Consider the following 19,700-nt stretch of genomic DNA (forward strand, 5'->3'; position numbering starts at 1 on the left):
CTGAATGACTGCGGGATCGATTTTGTCTGAAGCCTTTTGATCCCGCTGGCTTCGACGTTTTGACAAAAAGAAAAGGCCCGCCAAAAGGCGGGCCCTTCCGAGAACTGTATTCGGCGGAAAATTACCGCGAATAGAACTCGACCACCAGGTTCGGTTCCATCTGTACCGGGTACGGTACGTCGGAGAAGCCCGGAATGCGGGAGTAAGTTGCGGTCATTTTTCCGTGGTCGACATCGACGTAGTCCGGCACTTCACGCTCGGCGGACTGGACAGCTTCCAGAACCAGAGCGAGCTGCTTGGACTTTTCACGAACTTCGATGACATCGCCCGGGCGCAGCTGATAGCTCGGGATGTTCACGCGCTTGCCGTTGACCTTGATGTGGCCGTGGTTGATGAACTGACGAGCAGCAAACACGGTCGGGACAAATTTGGCGCGGTAGATGATCGCGTCGAGGCGGCGCTCCAGCAGGCCGATCAGGTTTTCAGAAGTATCGCCTTTCAGACGAGAAGCTTCTGCATAGACCTTGCGGAACTGCTTTTCGGAAATGTTACCGTAGTAGCCTTTCAGCTTCTGCTTAGCGCGGAGCTGAATGCCGAAGTCGGACAGTTTGCCTTTACGGCGCTGACCGTGCTGGCCAGGACCGTATTCACGCTTGTTGGCCGGGCTCTTCGGACGACCCCAGATGTTTTCGCCCATCCGGCGGTCGATTTTATACTTAACGCTATGGCGCTTTGACATCGCGGTTTCCTTTGAATTCGCGTTGTTTTTCTAAAAAGGAAACGCGCCCTCCTTTATCGTCACCGTTCGACTAAGCGAACAGATCGGATCGACAGGGACCCAGCTAGACGGCGCCGGCTGAATGCCCACGGGTGCGTACATCCGGAAGACGAAATGCCCGCCGGACCGCGCGGACATACCGTTTGCCTCCTCAAAAGTCAACGCCGGACGTAGCTGAAACGCCGGAAACCCGCATTTGCCAATGGTATATCAACCGTACAGCCTGCAAGTTGCCGGGCGAGACGGTCCGCAAGGAAGTGTCCCCCCACCCCGGGTTGGAGTTACATCCGCAGTTGCCGATGCTCAAAGACCTCGTGATTCGTCATTTTTGTTCAAAAGTCGCTTCCTTTTTCCTCCATCGGGATAATCAAATGAGTCTCTACGGCAACTTCAAGGAGAACCAAAGGAAACAAGCAGCTTATTGTTTAACTTTGGAGCCGATTGCATAAAACGATAAAGTACACACCAAAAAAACAAGGAAAAACACTGCATCGCAAAACATTGTTGAAGGAATGCACTGACTGACTACGAATTATTTAGTCGGAATTTGCATTGAGACAACAGCAGTTTTGGGTAAGGGGAAATACCTACATCTCAGGGTTTCTCTTGCCTATTCTTTCGTTCTCCTTACACAAATCGCCGCACAAGATGACCTTGCGTTCACAAAGCGCGGAAAATAATGCATACATTTAGAAATTTTTAATTGCAGGTTTTCACTATGCAATCGCCGTTACAACCATAGCGAAAAATAGCAGTGACGGCTGTGACCATGAGACCCCATCACAAACCAGACGTTCGGAAGCCGCAAGCGGTGAATAGGATCAGGCATGTCAGCAAATTGTACTGCAGCTTTGGGGAGTGACGTGGACGCCACCGACATACGATGGCACTCGCCTGATCATATTCTTGAATTGCTCGACTACGCTCTCCAGCCAATCGTGGATATTGGAACGGGTGTTGTCTATGGCTATGAGGCCACGATCCGCACCACTGAAACGGTCGCCGAATACTCGCCGGAAAGATTGGTGGATGCCGCGTATGAAAAGGGATTTCTGCCGGAACTTGAATGCAGTCTTCTGCGCAAGGCACTTCATAGGTTCAACGACCTGAGGATTGCCCAGGGCACCAAGCTCTACTTCAAGCTGGATGGCAGGGACCTTGGCCAGGAAAACGATCCACGCATGGGACTGAGTGCCCTGGTTCTAGAAACCGGATTGCAGGTCAATCAGATTTGCCTGGAGTTTTCCGAGCGCCACCGGCAAACCTTCACTGACGTCACTCATCATGCAATCAACGACCTCAGGCAATTCGGTTTTCTTGTCGCTTTGGATGATTTTGGCCGAGGCTCATCCGAACTGAAACTTCTGCACGATGTCTCTCCGGACTACGTCAAGATCGACCGGTTTTTCCTCAACGGGGTCGACTGCGACCCCAGACGCAAACTGTTCGTGACCACGGTTGCGAACCTCGCGCACGTTCTTGGCGCACGGGTCGTTGCCGAAGGCGTGGAAACCGAGCGAGAATTCAAGGCGTGCCGGGAAGCAGGCTGTGACCTTATCCAGGGATTCTTCATTGCGCAGCCGTTCCAGAAAGCGACCAGTGCCAAACTCTTTTACGATCATGTCCGAGCACCTGGAACCGGTCGGAAGCGACGCGAGGAACAGGATCGTATCCGCAACGAACTCGTGGATCTGCCGACCATTCGTTTCGACGCGTCCATGAACGAACTGCTGGACATGGTCGTGCACAATCAGGACGGCAATGTCATCCCGGTTCTGGACGCCAATCGCGAGCCGCGCGGCCTGATCCACGAGCGCGACCTGAAGGCTTATCTCTACGCTGGCGGCTCGGACGAAGCCGACGCAAAAGCGGCCCTTGATTTCCCCCTGCGGTCCTTCGTACGCGCGTGTCCGATCGCCGACATCGATTCCAACGCCGACATGTTGCTGGTGACTTTCGCTTCGTCGATCAATTCCGACGGCATCATCATCACAGAGAATTTCCGCTATGCCGGCTTCCTGTCCGCAACTTCTCTTTTGAAGATCATTCACGAGAAAAGACTGCAGGAAGCACAGGACCAGAACCCGCTCACCCGATTACCCGGCAACGGTGCGATAACACGCTTTATCTCCGACATGGCGAAGAAGAGCTCGCAGGACCGCCACCTGTGTTACCTGGATTTCGATAACTTCAAGCCCTTCAACGATACCTATGGTTTCCGTCAGGGTGACCGCGCGATCATTCTATTCAGCGAACTGCTGCAGCGGCACATTTCCGGCACCGGCACGTTTTTCGGCCATATCGGCGGCGATGACTTCTTCGCCGGTTTCCACAACACGGACCAGACGGACGCTGCCGCCCGAATGCTGGCACTGAAACGGGCGTTCCGGCTGGATGTGGAGAGCTTCTACGAACCGGAGCACCGGGAGCGCGGCTATATCGAGGCCCAGGACCGTTTCGGCACGACAAGACAATTTCCGCTTTTGCAGTGCTCCATATCCATTCTGAGCCTGCCCAAGGGAATGACAATTCATCCTGACACACTCAATGACGAGATCATGCAGCTGAAACTTGCTGCCAAGAGATCGGATGATGGTCTGGTGGTGAAAAGCCTGGCCGCCTAGCGCTTGATCAAGTGCAAGCCGAACCCGGCGAGAAGCCTTTCCAGCCCGCGGTCTTGCGGATTGGACGTAAACAGCGCGTCATCCCGGGTTTCCGTCGGAGCCCCTGCCTCCTTGTTTTCCAGGACCCGCACCAGCTGACGGGCAATCGCCTCGGCCGGATCCAGCCAGTCGACCGGCCAGGGAGCGATCTTGCGGAAGCGATTGGCCAGAAACGGATAATGTGTGCAGGCGAGCACAACTATGTCCGTACGCCTGCCATCCTGTTCCAGAAAGCATCCTGCGATTTCCTGACCCAACTCCTCGTCGGAAACCATTTCTCCCCGAAGGTGTTTTTCGGCAAGCTCGGCCAGTGCATCGGACCCAACAAGTCGCACATGGCATTGGCTGGCAAAACTGTCGATGAGGCTGCGGGTATAGGTTCGTCGGACGGTTCCAGGTGTCGCCAGCACCGAAATCAAACCGGAAGACGTCTGCTCCGCAGCCGGTTTGATGGCCGGAACGGTGCCGACGAACGGCACATCCGGATGAGCGGCACGCAATGCTTCGCCGGCCAGGGTAAAGGCGGTGTTGCAGGCAATCACAACCGCCTTCGGCTGATAGGCTCCGATCAGCTCCTCAAAGAGTGTCAGCAGGCGGGATCTAAGTTCACCTTCCTGCCAACGGCCGATTGGAAATGCTGCGTCATCCGCAACATAGAGCAACGGCTCATAAGGCAGCAGATAGCGGGCCTCGCGCAGAACCGTCAGCCCACCCAGACCAGAATCGAAAATCAGAACCGGTCTTGATGGGCTCATCATGTCACCTCATTCCTGATTGTCAGGTGCACCACGCTCCTTGCGTGGGCGGGTTTCACGTTTTTCCAGTGATGCAACGACACCTCGCAGCGCCCGCACTTCCTGCTCGGTAAGCTCCGCCTTCTGAAAAATATTGCGAAGCGTCCGGACCATATGCGGCCGCCGCTCCGGTGGCCGGAAAAATGTTGCCTTGTCCAGCGCATTTTCAAGATGCTCGAAGAAACGCAACAGGTCATCTTTTTGCGCAGGCGGGTGCTCTTCCTCTGACAAGATGAACGGCAAAGCCCCTGATGACGCAGTCTTGCGCCATTCGTAGGAGCAGACAAGCACTGCCTGTGCGATATTGAGCGATGCAAAATCGGGATCAACAGGCAAAGTCACGATCTCGTCGGCAAGCGCGACTTCCTCGTTGTTGAGCCCCCAGCGTTCCCGCCCGAAGAGATAGCCGGTCGCGCTTCCCTTCTCCCCAAGTTCAACAGCTTTCCTGGCAGCTTCATCCGGCCCTCGAACCGGCTTCGGCACTTCGCGGGAGCGCGCCGTGGTCGCATAGACGAATTGCAGGTCTGCGATTGCGTCTTCAACGCTCTCGAATACCTGTACCTTGTCGATAACGTGATCGGCCCGGCTGGCAGCTGCACGCGCCTTCTCGCTTGGCCAGCCATCGCGCGGATTGACGATCCTGAGATCCACCAGACCGAAATTGGCCATGGCCCGGGCCGCGGTGCCGATATTCTCGCCAAGCTGAGGCTCGCACAGGATCACCGCAGGCGGCTTTGCCGTGATAGCGCGGGCTTCTTCTCTGATTTTTGCATTCTTGCTCATGAAGCCGGGGTGTAGCTGTTTCTAACGGGATTGAAAAGTTGCTTGGAGCGGATTTCCTTGTTCACCGCACCCTCCGATCAGGCCTTTGGCATTTCCCGCACGGGAATGATGGCCTGGGTTCGGTCAAACCCCTTGAGTTCAAACAGTGTTCCCTTGTCTCTGGAAACTCCAACAAGATCGGCGACCTTTTCGGACACGACGGTTTGGCCATTGACCAGCACCGCGGAGGACAGCAGCCTGGCCGCCAGATTGACCGTCGGCCCAATTGCGGTGAAGTCCAGTCGATCGGATGCCCCGATGTTCCCATATTGCAGCGGCCCGATATGGACAGCCGCGCGGAACGGCGGCGAACTATCGGAAAAGACCGGTTTATCCACCCCTCCGGAAGCTTTCGCCAAGGCACTTAGTGCATGGTCGCAAGCAGCCTTCTCGCCATTCTCTTCGGTGATCGGGAAGATGGCGAGAAGTCCGTCTCCCATGAACTTCAGTATCTCACCGCCTTCTTCAACAATGGGAGGCACAAGACTGTCATAGAACCTGTTGAGACGCGCAAGAACCTGTTCGGCAGTCGCCGAGTTGGAAAAGCGCGTGAACGCGACCAGGTCCGCAAAAACAACGCAGGCGGAAATTTCCTCAATATCGCCACGGTGAACCCGTCCGGACAGAATGCGATAACCGCTGTCGCGACCGACATAGGCGGACAGCAGATTGGCTGCATTCAGCCGCAACATATAAGTTTCGGTCAGTCGGGCGAGTGGCAACCGGATACGCTCCAGCGCAGACATCATCTCATCATCAAAACCTCCATCCGCCCTGGTGGCCCAGCTGACGAGATGGGTTTCTCCGGTAGTAAAGAAGAGCGGTTGGACCAAATAATCTGTGACGCCCTCCTCCCGAAACTGCTTGAGAATGAGGAAATCGTCTGGACAGTCAGGGTCACACAACCTGCGCCGCAGATCCTGCCGGTTTTCAGAACCGTCGGCAGCGGATTGTCGTGGTATTCGGCACCGTCAAATGCAGCCATATCCGCGTCCGACATGTCGACGCCCTCACCTGCCAACCAGCGTATCCGCCGGCCCTGCAGGTTGGGATGGAGCGTATAGATGAAAAGCGCAAACCTCTCGACCGGCACGCCGGCAGCTTCAAGCCGGTCGCAGATCCCTGTCACAATCTCCCGCGCATCCGCACTCGGCCGCGCCCCGTCGAGCATCCACCAGAACAGGTCGTCCAGTTTTTGGGTGTCGATCAAGTCAGGTCTCCGTGCCTGGCAAGCAGAGGGTTTCACACCCATTCTAGCCAGTCTTGCAATCCGAGTGAAATCAGGCTTGGAACAATCGGAACATCTGAGACCCGGTCCGATGGGTAGCCGATTGCTGGATCCCGGATCTCCGCTTCGCTGCGTCCGGGATGACAATCTATGTGAACACCAACACCACTTGAACTTTTCAATCAGAATCTCGGTCTCGCAATATCAACGAAATGATGCCCAATACTTCTGCCTTGCCATCCCTGCGCAGGCAGGGATCCAGTAGTCACTGAACACAGAAGCCTGGTTCGAAACTCAACCGCATACTGGATCCCGGACCTTCGCTTCGCTGCGTCCGGGATGACAATTCAAGCTAAGTAAGCTTTGAATAGAGATCGTCCCAATCGGGATTGCGCTTTTCGATCAGGCTGACCTTCCAGGCTCGTTTCCAACGCTTGTCCTCCCCGTCCCCAATTGCCTTTTCCCCCGCGTTTGCTAAAACGCCCTCAACTTCCTGCCGATACGTCCTTTGAAGGGCTGGCAATTGATTGCGTACAATTGTATACGCATCACGAAATCCCGTCCGGGGGCACCTCCCTGCCCTCACCGACCACACTTCGAACGCTAGGAAATGTGAGAGTTATGGCCGATATCATCTACACCAAGGTCGACGAAGCACCGGAACTGGCAAGCGCCTCGTTCCTGCCGATCATCCGCTCCTTCACCAAGGCAGCCGGGCTGACCATCGGAACAAGGGACATTTCTCTCGCAGGCCGCATTCTGGCGAATTTCCCGGAATACCTGACCGACGAGCAGAAACAGTCCGACGACCTGGCCGAACTCGGTCAGATGGTGAAGCAGCCGGACGCAAACGTCATCAAGCTGCCGAACATTTCCGCATCCCAGCCGCAGCTGAACGCGGCCATCAAGGAACTGCAATCCCAGGGCTACAAGCTTCCCGACTATCCGGCAGAGCCGAAGACGGATGAAGAAAAGACCGTCAAAGCGAAATACGACGCCATCAAGGGGTCTGCGGTGAACCCGGTTCTGCGTGAGGGCAACTCCGACCGCCGCGCGCCGAAAGCCGTCAAGGAATACGCCAAGAAGAACCCGCACCGCATGGGTGAATGGGTGTCTTCCTCAAAGACCCATGTTGCCACCATGGGCGAGAACGACTTCCGCTCCAACGAGAAGTCACTGACCGTTCCGGCTGAATCCACCGGAACCGCCAAGATTGAATTCGACGCCAAAGGCGGCGACCTAACCGTCCTCAAGTCTGACTGGCCGCTGGAAGAAGGCGACGTCATCGACGCCACCTACATGAGCGCGAAGGCCCTTTCCGCGTTCCTGGAAAAGGAAATCCAGGACGCCAAGGATCAAGGCATCCTGTTTTCGCTGCATATGAAGGCGACCATGATGAAGGTCTCCGACCCGATCATCTTCGGTCACTGCGTCAGGGTATTCCTGAAGGATGTCTTCGAAAAGCATGCAGCCACGTTTGCGGAGCTGGGTGTCAATCCGGATCTCGGCATCGGTGATCTGGAAGCGAAAGTCGCAACCCTGCCCGCCGGCAAGAAAGAAGAAGTCGAAGCCGACATCAAGGCAGCGCTGGACAATGGCCCGGCCATGTACATGGTGAACTCCGACAAGGGCATCACCAACCTGCATGTCTCTTCCGACGTCATCATTGACGCCTCCATGCCTGCGCTGATCCGTGCCGGCGGCAAGGGCTGGGGCCCGGACGGCAAGGAAGCCGACGCAAAATGCGTCATTCCGGACAGTTCCTATGCTGGTGTGTACTCCGCCGTCATCGACTTCTGCCGCGAAAATGGCGCTCTCGATCCGGCAAAGATGGGCACCGTGCCGAATGTCGGCCTGATGGCTCAAAAGGCCGAGGAATACGGCTCGCATCCGCAGACCTTCAAGGCACCTGCCGACGGCACAATCCGCATCGTTGATGAGGCCGGCAACACTCTGCTTGAGCACGAAGTGGAAGAAGGCGACATCTGGCGTGCATGCCGCACCAAGGACGCACCGATCCGCGACTGGGTCAAGCTCGGCGTCACCCGTTCGCGCCTGTCAGGCATGCCGGGCGTCTTCTGGCTCAACGAAGACCGTGCGCATGACGCGGAACTCATCAAGAAGGTCAAGGCTTACCTACCGGAGCACGACACATCCGGTCTCGATCTGCAGATCATGGCTCCTACAGATGCTGCCAAATACTCCACCGAGCGCATCGCACGTGGCGAAGACACAATCTCCATCACCGGTAACGTTCTGCGTGACTACCTGACTGACCTCTATCCGATCCTGGAAGTCGGCACGTCTGCGAAGATGCTTTCCATCGTGCCGCTGATGAACGGTGGCGGTCTGTTCGAAACAGGTGCCGGCGGTTCTGCGCCGAAGCACGTGCAGCAGCTGCAGGAAGAAAACTACCTGCGTTGGGACTCGCTCGGCGAGTTCTGCGCCCTCGGCGCATCGCTGGAGCATCTTGCCAACGTCAAGGGCAACAAGAAGGCACAGGTACTTGCCGACGCACTCGACAAGGCCATCGAAGGTCTGCTCGACAATGACAAGTCCCCGGCCCGCAAGGTCGGCGGCCTGGATAACCGCGGCAGCCACTTCTATATCGCCCTTTACTGGGCACAGGCGCTGGCGGCACAGGATGATGACGCGGATCTGAAAGCCCAGTTCGCACCAATCGCCGAAGCCCTGTCCTCCAACGAAGACAAAATCGTCGGCGAACTCAACGGTGTTCAAGGCTCCCCGGCCGATACTGGTGGCTACTATCACGCCCCGCAGGCCAAGGTCGATGCCGTCATGCGCCCAAGTGATACGCTGAACGGCATCATCGGATAAGACTGACGAACATACGATCTGAAAAGGGCGGCATTGGCCGCCCTTTTTTGTGCAACAACGAACGCAGTAAGAGAGTGTCGAGCATCGGCACGCACTCAGCGAAGCTCGACAGACACCAAATCTGACTGGACAAATTGCGTCACTGTTCAGCCGGTAAACCTGCTCCGGTACGTCTCAACTGCCCGGGTGTCAGATTGAACTGACGCTTGAACGCCCGGTTGAAGGCGGCTTCCGAGTTGTAGCCGATGTTCTCGGCGATATCGATCAGCGGCAGATCCGTATCCCTGATTTCCCTCCGCGCCTGTTCCATTCGCCAATGGGTGACGTAGGCAAGTGGTGTCATGCCGACGAGATCCGTGAAACGTTCGGCAAAGACCGTGCGGGACATGCCTGCCTCACGCGCGAGCGTTTCAACAGTCCAGGGTTTTTCCGGCGCCAGGTGGATCTGGGACATGCTGCGTCCCAGCTTCGGATTGAGGACCGCTGCCAGACATCCGGCCTTGTCGCCTTCCTGATCCACGAACGTGCGCACCACCTGAATGAAGATGATCTCTGTCAGCCGGTGAATGATCGCATCGGATCCCGGCATGGTCGCGCGTACCTCGCTGGCCACAAAGCGCATCACCGCCTCCAGCCAGAACGCATTCATGGTCTGGGTGTTCGGAACATGAATGACGTTTGGCAAAGCCTTGAGGATTGGATGCACGGATCCGTCTTCAAACTCGAAATGGCCACAGAACAACTTGCAACTCTGTTCCTCTTCCGGACCTCCGAAAAAGAGAGCGCCTTCGCCGTTGTAACCGGTCTGCTGCAACACCTGGTCCACGGAGGTCGCCTCGCGCCCAAGTTCGTCACACAGAACATGCGCAGCGCCATGCGGAATGACGACCAAATCACCTGTGGCGAGGTAGATGGGTTTCGCATGTCCCTCAACCGCCAACCAGCAGGAACCGCGCATGGCCATGTGAAATCGGGCCACGTTCCCGAAGGCCGGCACCTGTACAGCCCAGGGCGGCGAGAAGTTGGTGTGAAAATAGATCGATCCGCGCAGTTTCAGCGCATCCAGGATCTGACTCAGTGCGTCGTGTTTCATGCTGTTCCATCAATACCAAGGCGGATAGCAGAGTTTTGTAGGTGAAATCCCCAACACGCAAGCCTCCCGGACGATCAGTCAATTTTCGGGGACTTTCGTGCATAGATCAAACGGAGTGATCGGAACATCTTTCTCCTCGAGAGGCAACGGCCTCCTGTTACTCAAACCCGAGGAGTTAAGAAATGAACATCCGCTTCGTCACCAAAACCATTCATGCCTATTTGGACTACCCCGTCGCCCTGGGCCTGATTGCACTTCCCATGCTGCTTAATCTTGGTCAGTCGAACTCTCTGGCCTTCTGGCTGTCGGTCACCACCGGGATCGCAGCCTTGATCCTGACCGTGTTGACCGATCATGAAACAGGTCTCATTCGCGTAGTGCCTTATTCGTTCCATCTGATTGTCGACTTCGCAGTCGGTGTCGTTTTCCTGGCAGCTCCCTTTGTTCTCGGTTTTTCGGGAATTGATTTTGCCTACTACATCGTGAATGCCCTCGCGGTCCTGACCGTGGTTTCGCTTCACAAACCGGAAATGGCTGAAGCACAGGCAGCCTGATTCAACTTCAGCCAGTCGCATCGCCGTAGATCATCTGCGAGCACTCAAAAAAACACCGGTCATTGGCCGGTGTTTTTCTTTGCGCACCCATCCGGACGATCTGCAAAGTCTGGAGGGGTTTCGCGCATGGAGAAAACGGATGTTCGGACGCAAAGTGTCTGCAGCTGGTCAGCAGGCCAGCAGCTTTCACCAAGTCCCGAACAAGGAGAATTTCAATGCCCCTGACCAAAACCCTCGTAGCTGCCGCTCTCTTGAGCATGGCGAGCATGTCCAGCCCGGCTTTCTCTGCAGACGAGTACAACACCTCAAGCGGCCTCACCGCTGCCGGTGCCCCGCTCGGCCTGCATGGGGTTGATCCCGTTGCCTTTGTCAATTTGGGCAACCGCATCGATGGCACGGCCCGTCACACGGCCGTTCACGATGGTGTCGCCTATTACTTTGCCTCCAAGGAAACGATGGACAAGTTCTCTGCCAATCCGGCGGCCTATCTGCCGCAAAATGGCGGCTTCTGCACATTCGGAGTTTCCGTCGGCAAGAAATTTGACGGCGACCCGCAATACGCAGCGATCGTTGATGACAAGCTGTACCTCTTTCTGAACGAAGAGATCTTCCGTGAATTCCAGAAGGATGAAGCCGGGACCATCGCAAAGGCAGCAGAGAACTGGAAGCAGATCCGCACCACCGCCGCCAAGGATCTATAAGGCTTCCGGTCAGAGGTCAGTCTCGCTTTCAATCCGCCCCCCATGAAACCGAGCTGATCCGGACTTGCTGCACCGGGCGCGCACGAGTTGCGCGCCCGTCTTAGCTTGAAAGAGCCGAAGCCTCTGCCCCTTCGTCTTGCTGTCTCGCTCTTCCCCTCTAGGTACTTGTTTCTGGACAGGTCTTGTCCACCCGAGGTCGGCACATGTCACAGGGAGGAATGATTTATGAAATCCGCAGAATTGCACATCACGAATTCATTTCCGGTCATCTTCTGGGCGAAAAACGAAGACGGCGTTTACATATTTGGCAACAACACAATCAACGAATTTGCCGGAGGCTCCGTTGTCGGCAAGAAAGACAGTGAACTCCCCTGGGCCGACACCGCTGAAGTGCTTGTGGCACACGACAACAAGGTGCTCGCCTCGGGCAAGCCAGGATACATGCACGAACTGGTTCACAAGTCCTCCAAGGGCGAAGCCACTTTGAATGTCACCAAATGGCCGGGCGAACTTGATGGCGTGAAATGCACATTCGGCATTTCGTTTGTCATTGAGGAATAAGAGCCCAGCGCTTCTATAGAGCCGTTGCCGAGCAGCAACACTTTCCAGCAACCACAGTCTGGTTGCCTGGTTAAGCTTGCGAATGTGGCTGAAACACCCTACTTGGCTGGCAGTTGCTCCAGAAGCAGCAAACAATTTTTTGAAAACGGGATCCCGGACATGACGATCATGCACCGCACGCCCCAAGAGGCGGCACCCCTTCGCTAACCCGCATGTGCGGTGCGGCTGAGGAAAACCAGGGCAAGTCTGGCTTGCACCTGATGCCTTACCCGTTTTCAAAAAGGTACCCAACATGGGCACTTCCAGTTTGGAAGGCGACGCGCTGCCGAGCGGCACCGCGCCTATCCGAAAATTCTACTCCGACCGCTCCTGGATCGAAGGAGCAGCAGAAGATCAGCTTGAATTTGCAGCAGCATTAAACGGTGTTATCAGCATCGCTGCTTTCCCTGATCTGCATCCGGGAAAATACGGTCCTGTCGGCAGCGCTGTCCTGGCCGATCGCATCTATCCGCAGCTTATCGGCAACGATATCGGCTGCGGCATGTCGCTATTTGCTCTGAGCCTAAAGTCCCGAAAATTAAGACTGGACAAGGCAGCAAGGAGATTGCGCGCGCTCGAGGGGCCATGGGACGGCGATCCTCAAGCGAGGTTGCGCAACGCTGGACTTCCGGACAACCTGCATCCGCAGGCATTGGGGTCCATCGGCGGCGGAAATCACTTCTGCGAACTGCAAACTGTTGAGACGATCACGGATGCAGAGGCCCTGTCCAAGGCTGATCTTTCGCCTGGAGATCTGGTCCTGCTAGTGCACTCCGGCTCCCGTTCCCTCGGCATGTCGGTGTTTTCGTCGGTTCAGGATCACTTTTCCGGACTGAGCGATAAGAGTGACATTGGCCTGACCTATCTCGAAGCTCACAATCTGGCTGTTCGATGGGCATGTCTCAACCGGGTGCTCATTGCTGAGCGTGCGGCAGAGCAACTGCGTTGTGAGGTCCGTCTGATATCAGACGCTCCACACAACCTGATCGAACGCGTTTCCGGCGCATATCTGCACAGGAAAGGCGCGGCGAAGGCTGACCTTCCACTCGTCCCCCTCGCAGGTTCCCGCGCTGCCTTGAGCTCTCTCTTGAAACCCGCCAGGGACAAACCGGAAGCCCTTGCCTCCCTTGCCCATGGCAGCGGACGAAAATACGATCGCCGATCCATGACCGGGCGCGTTGGTGTTACGAAGTCCGAACGGGAAAATCTCACCCGCACCTCCTTTGGCGGCATGGTGATCTGCGAGGACCGTCAGCTTCTGATCGAAGAAGCTCCCGGTGCCTACAAGGACCCTGCAACCGTGCTGAAAGAGCTGCAAATCGCGGGTCTGGCGACACCGGTCGCAAGCCTGAAACCACTGTTGACCTTCAAGAAGGCAGTTCCAGACGATCTTGAAAATGCCCGGCAGAACAAGCGTCGCCGGTTGGCTGACCGGAGGGCAATGCGATGAGCCAGAATGAGAGATCTCGTCTGTTGGTGACAAGCGGTGACGGACCTCGCGAATGCAGGCGTGCCGTTGCGCTTGTTTTGCAGCGTCTGGAGCGAGAAGCCCTCGAATCCGGATTGCGGTTTACCGTCACCTTTCCCGAAAACGAGTGCGGGAAAGAGCCCGCTTCAGCACTTGTAATCCTGATGGGAAACTGCGCGGAGCAGTTCGCCAGACGCTGGATGGGAACTGTTCAATGGATCTGCGCCAGCCCCTTCCGGCCGAACCACAAAAGACAGAACTGGTTTATCGGCGTTTATGCGGTCGCCACAGTGGAGGCGCCTGAAGAAAATCTGCAAAGGAGCGATCTCAGGATCGAGACCTTTCGATCCGGCGGCCCCGGTGGGCAACATCAGAACACGACGGATAGCGGTGTCCGGATAACCCATCTTCCATCCGGGATTTCAGCAGTGTCCACCGACGAACGCTCGCAGCACCGAAACCGCCAGGTGGCCATGGAACGTCTCAATGCCAGATTTCTCCTCAAGAAGCAGGAGACACAGGCCAGAGATAAGGCTGCCCGGAACATGATGCACAAGCAGCTTGAACGCGGAAATCCGGTACGTGTCTTCAAAGGTCCCAGATTCACTGAACGGGCCAAATGAGGAATTTCCTCGAGGGAGAACGCATCGCGTGCTGGCCGTGCAAACACATCTTCAAACTGAAAGGGCGGCATCGGACCGCCCTTTCTGCTGCCACAACGGCATGAACCAATCGCTCCGGGCCTTCCGACACGCATAGCGCGTGGTCCAGATTGCATCGCACTGCCCGAAATTTCACAAAGGTGCGATTGATCAACAAGCAAATCCGGGAAATGTTAACGCATCTCAAGTGTAATTCTAACGAAATATCAATCACTCATCGAAAATTGCAATGAAACCGACTTTTATTAAAGTTTTCGATATTTAGGGTATTCAGATTAAACTCTTGCACAACTTAAACTACTGAGTAATCATCAAATAATATCGAAACACTTCGAGAGACTTCGCAATGCCATATACGAAATTGGGAACGTTAATCGCCGGAATTGTATTTGCTCTGGGCTGTATTCAAATCGCACTCGGATTTGGTGTTTCTACCGGCTTCGTAACGGAGCCCAGACCCGGACTGTTTCTGGGTACTTCAACAAGTGCCGAGGCAATTGACAGCGGTATTTTGAAAGTTCTGGCGGCAGTTGCCTTCGGAATTATTACGGAAATCAGCCAATCGGTTGCCAAGTAGGAACTGGAAGTCCCCCATTCCAAAAGGATTTGCCCCGCGGTACCGTCCGCCCGGCAGCAACCTTTGCCCCGCGGTCTTCTCGCTCCTGGAGCCGCGGGTGCCATCTTCCGCTCTGACTCAAGGTGCACTCCTGCCGGGATTTTCATGCAGACATTCCGTGTGCTGCCAGTCGAACAGGTCGCTGCGAGGCGCAGCGCCAGGTCACACACCCCATGAAATTCAAAAACAAGTTTTTCTGACAGTTCCCGATTGAAACGCGGAAAACGCTGCGACTTGACCAGAGGCAAGTTTCAGGCCGGTTTTCTCTGATACCAGTCCCATACTGAACTGACATTTTTCTGAAGCAATCAAGCGCTTCATTCTTGGCCCTACTCAATCTGTTTCCAAAACCCGGGCGATAAATTGACTGCAATTGGTTCCAACTTTGCCTCGCGCCTCGTTCTGGCTGCCATATTTGGCCTATCGCTTCTGTTTCATCAGAGCAAGATCGCTCTTGCCGGGCCCGATCAGCTAATCATTACCGGTTTTGAAGCCCCACCCTACTTTTACTCCGACGAAACCGGGAACCCGACCGGACTGCTGGTGGAACTGGTCAGGGATGCCTCCAGAAAGTCTGGCGTACCGGTCAATTTTGTGGTCACGAACTGGCCCCGCGCTCAGCTGGAAGCGAAGAATGGCCGCGCCGACCTGATTTTCCCGGTCGTCCACACTCCTGAACGTGAGGCATGGCTGGAGTATCCTCATGCTCCCATCACCCGGTTCGAGATGATGGTGTTCGCAAACCGGAACCCGGAGTTTTCGTTTTCCGGAAATGTCAGTGATCTGAAAGGATTGCGCATTGGAAAGATCGCAAAGGGGCGCATGCACCCGAAGTTTCGCCTACTGGAGGAAGGCGGTCAGGCCTACGTGGAACCGCGAGACAATGTCAGGCAGCTCATTAACGCCGTTCATCACGGACGTCTTGACGCCTTTGTTGCTCCCAGGCTGATGACGCTTTGGACGGCCGACATGATTGGGATCGAAGGTGTTGAACCATTCGAGACACCGATGGGCATGTCGAACATTTACCTGGCCTTCTCCAGAAAGAGCCCCAAACGCGCCGCATGGCAGCGGCTTCGCCAGGCGCTGCCAAGCCTTGAGATCAGGAAATCGCTGTTTCTGGCGTCGTTGGCTGACAAGTAATGCCCACTTTCGGTCGTTGAGCCGAAGCGGATCTGGCTATTCATAGACTTCGGGAAAAGCAGTTCTTGCTTGGTTGCAACAAATTGTATACAAGCGCACACAATTGATTTCCGGTAAAACTGAAACCCGTGAAATTCTCTCGCTGCTCCCAGCTCTTTAAATTCGCAAGGCAGATCGCACCATGGCAAAGATCAAAGTCGACAATCCGGTAGTTGAACTCGATGGCGATGAAATGACTCGCATCATCTGGCAGTTCATCAAGGACAAGCTGATCCACCCGTATCTCGATATCGACCTCCTTTATTACGACCTTTCAATTCAGAAACGTGACGAAACCGACGATCAGATCACCGTCGATGCGGCCAACGCAATCAAGGAACATGGCGTCGGCATCAAATGCGCGACCATCACCCCGGATGAAGCCCGCGTCGAGGAATTCGGCCTGAAGCGCATGTATCGCTCGCCCAACGGCACCATCCGGAACATCCTCGGAGGCGTCATCTTCCGTGAACCGATTATCATGCAGAACGTGCCTCGCCTGGTACCGGGCTGGACCCAACCGATCATCGTCGGCCGTCACGCATTTGGTGACCAGTATCGCGCGACCGATTTCACCTTCCCCGGAAAAGGCAAACTGACCATCAAGTTCGTGGGTGACGATGGCACCGTCATCGAACGCGATGTCTACGATGCGCCTTCTGCGGGCGTTGCGATGGCAATGTACAATCTTGATGACTCCATTCGCGACTTTGCCCGCGCTTCCTTGAATTACGCCTTGCAGCGCAAGGTGCCTTGCTATCTGTCGACCAAGAACACGATCCTGAAGGCCTATGACGGCCGCTTCAAGGATCTGTTCCAGGAGATCTATGACGCCGAATTCAAGGAGAAATTCGCGGATGCCGGCATCTGGTACGAGCACCGTCTGATCGATGACATGGTAGCTTCTGCTCTCAAATGGTCCGGTGGCTATGTTTGGGCATGCAAGAACTATGACGGCGATGTCCAGTCCGACACGGTGGCGCAAGGATTCGGATCCCTTGGCCTGATGACCTCTGTTCTGATGACGCCTGACGGCAAGACCGTGGAAGCCGAAGCCGCACACGGAACAGTCACTCGCCACTACCGCCAGCACGAAAAGGGTGAAAGCACTTCGACCAACTCCATCGCCTCCATTTTTGCCTGGACCCGTGGTCTGGCGCACCGGGCAAAGCTCGATGGAAACGACAAGCTCGCCCGTTTTGCCAAAACGCTGGAAAGCGTCTGCATCAAGACCGTTGAGTCGGGCTACATGACCAAGGATCTTGCCTTGCTCGTTGGACCGGACCAGGGCTGGATGACCACCACCGGCTTCCTCGACAAGATCGACGAGAACCTGCAGAAGGCGATGGCGGATCTCTAAGTCCGGGCTCAGAGCAAATTGTACAAGCGCTACGAAGGTTTGCATCGGAGCGCATTCTTTTACGTGAAAGATCCGGCGCTAGAGCTTTTCCAGACGCTTGCCCGTTTTTGATCGACTGCACTACTGTTCGAATCGTCAGGGACAAGGAGTTTGCCGGTGTTGACGATCGAACAGCTGAAGACACCGCTCATCGGCCCGATCGATTTGACCCTTGAAAGCGGGTCCTGCAAGACGATCTCTGGTCCCTCCGGTGCGGGAAAATCCCTTTTTTTGCGCGCAATCACCGATCTTGACGAAAGCGAAGGCAGAGTTTCACTGAACGGCAAGACAAGGGAAACCTTTCAGGCCCCTGAATGGCGCCGAAAAGTGTCCTACGTCCCGGCAGAAAGCGGTTGGTGGTCTGAGCGTGTGAACGACCATTTCATTGCCTCGCCAAACCTTCAGACCTTGCTGGCGGCGGTGGGCCTGCAAGATGCGCTATCCTGGGAGGTTTCCAGGCTTTCAACCGGTGAACGCCAACGCCTTGCTCTCGTCAGAGCCTTGCAGCTTGACCCGGATGTCTTGTTGCTGGACGAACCGACCTCTGCACTCGATCCGGCGTCAGTCACACTTGTGGAAACGCTTCTGAAGTCCCGGCTGACCGAAAGATGCGCAATGCTGCTTGTGACACACGATCCTGCGCAGCCGGAACGGCTCGGCGCCCAGCGATTTCGCATGGAAGCAGGCAGACTTTCCGCAGACAAGGCGCAGGGGGCGGCCCAGTGACCGGATATCAGGTACTTACCTATTGGGATCTGGTTGCCGCTTCGGTCTTCCTGCTTCTGAATGCCATCTTTTCCATTGCGCTCAATCTCGGACTGGCGCGAACATTGATTGTTTCAGCTTTGCGCATGACGGTGCAGCTGCTTCTTGTTGGCTTGATCCTCAAAGCGATTTTCTTCGCCGGGTCCCTTTTGTGGACACTGCTAGCAGCAGCTGTGATGCTGGCCTTTGCAGGGCGGGAAATCTGGGCACGGCAAGACAGACGGTTGAAAGGTCTGTGGGGACCTGGGCTGGGCACAGGCGCCATGCTGGTCGCCGGTGGTCTGATCACCGTATACGGTCTGGCCGGGCCGATCCGTCCGGATCCGGTTTGGTCGCCGCAATACGCCCTGCCTCTCTTCGGCATGGTTCTCGGCAACACCATGACGGGCGTCAGTCTGGGGCTCGACACGCTTCACACAACCCTGGCCAAAGGCAAGCGGGATGTTGAGGCTCAACTGTTGCTCGGGCGAACCCGCTGGGAGGCAACCCGGCCCGCCGCGCGCCTGTCCCTGCGTTCCGGTTTCACTCCCATCATCAACTCCATGGCGGCGACCGGTGTCGTTTCCCTGCCAGGAATGATGACCGGCCAGATCCTGTCAGGCGTCGACCCTCAGGAGGCGGTGAAATACCAGCTGCTGGTGATGTTCCTGCTGGGCGGTTCGACCGGCCTGGGTGTTATTGGCGCAACATTTTGCAGTCTGTGGCGGCTGACAGACAGAAGACACAGGTTGCGCCTTGATCGCTTGAGCGGAGGAACATCATGATCGAACTCTTTGGTGCTGACTATTCGGTTTACGTGCGCTCCGCCAGATTGGCGATTGAGGAAAAGGGCGTTCCCTACACTCTGATACCTGTCGATGTGTTTGCCGCCGAAGGGCCACCGGAGGAACATCTCAAACGACAGCCTTTCGGCAAGATACCGGCGCTGCAACACGATGATTTTTCACTCTTTGAGACAGCTGCAATCCTGCGCTATGTGGACGAAGCTTTTGACGGTCCGCTCCTGCAACCGGAAGATCCGAGGTCCCGCGCGAGGATGATGCAGTTCCTGTCGATCCTCGACACTTACGCCTACCGGACGCTTGTATGGGACATCTTCGTTGAGCGAGTCGCGAAAACACGTGACGGCTCTGAGGCGGACGAAGCCAGGATTGCTTCGGCTCTGGGACCGGCACGAACAATTATCCAGGCATTGGAGGACCTGAAGCAGAAAGGTGATTTCCTATTGGGCCATCAACTGACGCTTGCCGACTGCCATGCGGCACCGATGCTCAACCTGTTTCAGCAGTCGCCGGAAGGTGCAAGAATGATGGAAAGCGCACCCGGGCTACAGAACTGGTTGCAGACCTTCAAAAAGCGGGAAAGCTTCCAGGCAACACAACCCGGCGAAAAAGACTAGCCGACAAGCCTGGGTCAATCATCGCGTTGCTTGCGCTCATCAACGAGCTTTGGCAACGGCCTCCCGTTCGATTGGGAGCAGCGTTTGCCGCAGGCCGGGCAATCCCGTGAATTTCGTGCTAGCGTTCCAATCATTGTT

Annotated in this window: 19 protein-coding genes; 13 read left to right on the forward strand and 6 right to left on the reverse strand. The window is 55.9% G+C overall.

The window, feature by feature from the left end; genetic code table 11:
- Positions 1–121 precede the first annotated feature (121 nt).
- Positions 122–739, reverse strand: a complete 618-nt coding sequence (gene rpsD / locus ABLO27_RS15425) for a 30S ribosomal protein S4 (RefSeq protein WP_353033827.1) — start codon at positions 737–739, stop codon at positions 122–124.
- Between the two features lie 866 nt (positions 740–1,605).
- On the opposite strand from rpsD, the gene ABLO27_RS15430 reads away from it, so the two are divergent.
- Positions 1,606–3,402 (forward strand): EAL domain-containing protein, encoded by a 1,797-nt coding sequence (locus ABLO27_RS15430; protein WP_353033828.1) that lies wholly within the window; start codon positions 1,606–1,608, stop codon positions 3,400–3,402.
- Here ABLO27_RS15430 and murI read toward each other — a convergent pair.
- The 4 genes from murI to ABLO27_RS15450 all read right to left on the reverse strand — a co-directional run bounded on the left by murI (position 3,399) and on the right by ABLO27_RS15450 (position 6,267).
- The gene (gene murI / locus ABLO27_RS15435; RefSeq protein ID WP_353035042.1) at positions 3,399–4,196 is read right to left on the reverse strand and encodes a glutamate racemase; all 798 of its coding nucleotides are present in this window, start codon (positions 4,194–4,196) and stop codon (positions 3,399–3,401) included. The two genes, ABLO27_RS15430 and murI, sit on opposite strands and share 4 nt — an antisense overlap.
- Positions 4,197–4,205: 9 nt before the next feature.
- A complete protein-coding gene (locus ABLO27_RS15440) occupies positions 4,206–5,018 on the reverse strand; it encodes an RNA methyltransferase (protein ID WP_353033829.1) in 813 nt (270 codons plus the stop codon).
- 77 nt (positions 5,019–5,095) lie between these two features.
- On the reverse strand, positions 5,096–5,806 hold the full coding sequence (locus ABLO27_RS15445) for an adenylate/guanylate cyclase domain-containing protein (RefSeq protein ID WP_353033830.1): 711 nt from the start codon (positions 5,804–5,806) through the stop codon (positions 5,096–5,098).
- Positions 5,803–6,267: a hypothetical protein gene (locus ABLO27_RS15450; protein WP_353033831.1), complete on the reverse strand. Its 465-nt coding sequence runs from the start codon at positions 6,265–6,267 to the stop codon at positions 5,803–5,805. The genes ABLO27_RS15445 and ABLO27_RS15450 overlap by 4 nt, the downstream gene beginning before the upstream one ends.
- Before the next feature lie 639 nt (positions 6,268–6,906).
- On the opposite strand from ABLO27_RS15450, the gene ABLO27_RS15455 reads away from it, so the two are divergent.
- Positions 6,907–9,123, forward strand: coding sequence for an NADP-dependent isocitrate dehydrogenase (locus tag ABLO27_RS15455; protein ID WP_425328922.1), 2,217 nt, complete (start codon positions 6,907–6,909; stop codon positions 9,121–9,123).
- 139 nt (positions 9,124–9,262) lie between these two features.
- Here ABLO27_RS15455 and ABLO27_RS15460 read toward each other — a convergent pair whose 3' ends face one another.
- Positions 9,263–10,216: an AraC family transcriptional regulator gene (locus ABLO27_RS15460; protein ID WP_353033833.1), complete on the reverse strand. Its 954-nt coding sequence runs from the start codon at positions 10,214–10,216 to the stop codon at positions 9,263–9,265.
- 182 nt (positions 10,217–10,398) lie between these two features.
- On the opposite strand from ABLO27_RS15460, the gene ABLO27_RS15465 reads away from it, so the two are divergent.
- From ABLO27_RS15465 to ABLO27_RS15515, 11 genes are all read left to right on the forward strand, one after another.
- Positions 10,399–10,770 (forward strand): hypothetical protein, encoded by a 372-nt coding sequence (locus ABLO27_RS15465; RefSeq protein ID WP_353033834.1) that lies wholly within the window; start codon positions 10,399–10,401, stop codon positions 10,768–10,770.
- Between the two features lie 215 nt (positions 10,771–10,985).
- Positions 10,986–11,471 carry a YHS domain-containing (seleno)protein gene (locus tag ABLO27_RS15470; protein ID WP_353033835.1) on the forward strand — a complete coding sequence of 162 codons (486 nt, stop codon included), beginning with the start codon at positions 10,986–10,988 and terminating at the stop codon, positions 11,469–11,471.
- A gap of 225 nt (positions 11,472–11,696) precedes the next feature.
- Positions 11,697–12,032, forward strand: coding sequence for a PAS domain-containing protein (locus tag ABLO27_RS15475; protein WP_353033836.1), 336 nt, complete (start codon positions 11,697–11,699; stop codon positions 12,030–12,032).
- Positions 12,033–12,324: 292 nt separating this feature from the next.
- Positions 12,325–13,521 carry an RNA ligase RtcB family protein gene (locus tag ABLO27_RS15480; RefSeq protein WP_353033837.1) on the forward strand — a complete coding sequence of 399 codons (1,197 nt, stop codon included), beginning with the start codon at positions 12,325–12,327 and terminating at the stop codon, positions 13,519–13,521.
- A complete protein-coding gene (gene prfH, locus ABLO27_RS15485) occupies positions 13,518–14,162 on the forward strand; it encodes a peptide chain release factor H (protein WP_353033838.1) in 645 nt (214 codons plus the stop codon). Before ABLO27_RS15480 ends, prfH begins: the two co-directional genes overlap by 4 nt.
- Before the next feature lie 385 nt (positions 14,163–14,547).
- Positions 14,548–14,778, forward strand: coding sequence for a hypothetical protein (locus ABLO27_RS15490; RefSeq protein ID WP_353033839.1), 231 nt, complete (start codon positions 14,548–14,550; stop codon positions 14,776–14,778).
- Positions 14,779–15,180: 402 nt separating this feature from the next.
- Positions 15,181–15,960: a substrate-binding periplasmic protein gene (locus ABLO27_RS15495; RefSeq protein ID WP_353033840.1), complete on the forward strand. Its 780-nt coding sequence runs from the start codon at positions 15,181–15,183 to the stop codon at positions 15,958–15,960.
- Positions 15,961–16,141: 181 nt separating this feature from the next.
- Positions 16,142–17,359 carry an NADP-dependent isocitrate dehydrogenase gene (locus tag ABLO27_RS15500; RefSeq protein WP_353033841.1) on the forward strand — a complete coding sequence of 406 codons (1,218 nt, stop codon included), beginning with the start codon at positions 16,142–16,144 and terminating at the stop codon, positions 17,357–17,359.
- Positions 17,360–17,515: 156 nt separating this feature from the next.
- The gene (locus tag ABLO27_RS15505; RefSeq protein ID WP_353033842.1) at positions 17,516–18,124 is read left to right on the forward strand and encodes an ABC transporter ATP-binding protein; all 609 of its coding nucleotides are present in this window, start codon (positions 17,516–17,518) and stop codon (positions 18,122–18,124) included.
- Positions 18,121–18,927 (forward strand): ABC transporter permease, encoded by an 807-nt coding sequence (locus ABLO27_RS15510; RefSeq protein ID WP_353033843.1) that lies wholly within the window; start codon positions 18,121–18,123, stop codon positions 18,925–18,927. The genes ABLO27_RS15505 and ABLO27_RS15510 overlap by 4 nt, the downstream gene beginning before the upstream one ends.
- Entirely contained in the window at positions 18,924–19,562 is a 639-nt protein-coding gene (locus tag ABLO27_RS15515) for a glutathione S-transferase family protein (RefSeq protein WP_353033844.1), read from the forward strand. The genes ABLO27_RS15510 and ABLO27_RS15515 overlap by 4 nt, the downstream gene beginning before the upstream one ends.
- The last annotated feature ends 138 nt before the right edge of the window (positions 19,563–19,700 follow it).

This window comes from Roseibium sp. SCP15, assembly GCF_040329435.1.
Taxonomy (GTDB): Bacteria; Pseudomonadota; Alphaproteobacteria; order Rhizobiales; family Stappiaceae; genus Roseibium.